The organism is Marinimicrobium sp. UBA4209, from assembly GCF_002381585.1.
GTDB lineage: Bacteria > Pseudomonadota > Gammaproteobacteria > Pseudomonadales > Cellvibrionaceae > Marinimicrobium > Marinimicrobium koreense.
In genome coordinates this window covers 19916-20534 of record NZ_DFTP01000045.1, presented here as the reverse complement: position 1 = coordinate 20534, position 619 = coordinate 19916, and the positions used below count along the sequence as shown (strand labels likewise).

The window sequence follows — 619 nt, the reverse complement described above, 5'->3', positions numbered from 1 at the left end:
AACCATTTAATCCGCTTACCCCAATATCCATGTGGGCGCCCTGTTCGAAACCTATGAAGACGCCACCACCGATGAAGATGGTGCCTTCGTCTCCGTTCTGTGGGAGGCCACCGATGTCTGGTCTTTCAAAGCGCAGGCCGGTAGCTCCGACATTGAGGAAAGTGGCGGTGAGTCCATCAGCCTGGGTGCGGACTACAAACTGACCGACAAGACCAAGCTGTACGGTTACTACACCAATGAGACCAGTGACTTGCTCGTTAATGGCGCCGGCCGTGACGATCAGTATCTGGGCGTGGGCATGAGCCTGTCGTTCTGATCATTTTGTATGACCAGGCCCCGGCGCTCCCGCGCGCTGGGGCTAACACTTTTTTACAGATCAATGTTAGCATCTACCGTTACACTGACGTCTTGGAGGCGTTGACCGCTGCCGTATAAGGAACATGCATCCGGCCCTCCCGCACGACACCACATCCCAGCCTTCGATGCGTTCGAAGCAGCCGACAGAGGTAGCTTGTAGTGATAGACCCCCGCCGTGTGGCCCTGAGATGGATCAAGGTTCCCGCCGTGCTTTTGTTGTTCAGCCTTTCCGGGCTGGCCCTGGCCAATGACGAGTTTGAAG

The 619-nt window shown here is 56.2% G+C and carries 1 protein-coding gene; it reads left to right on the top strand.

Annotation, left to right across the window (positions count from 1 at the left end):
- The first annotated feature begins 31 nt into the window (after positions 1-31).
- The gene (locus B3187_RS06330; RefSeq protein ID WP_286805189.1) at positions 32-316 is read left to right on the top strand and encodes a hypothetical protein; all 285 of its coding nucleotides are present in this window, start codon (positions 32-34) and stop codon (positions 314-316) included.
- Positions 317-619: the final 303 nt, after the last annotated feature.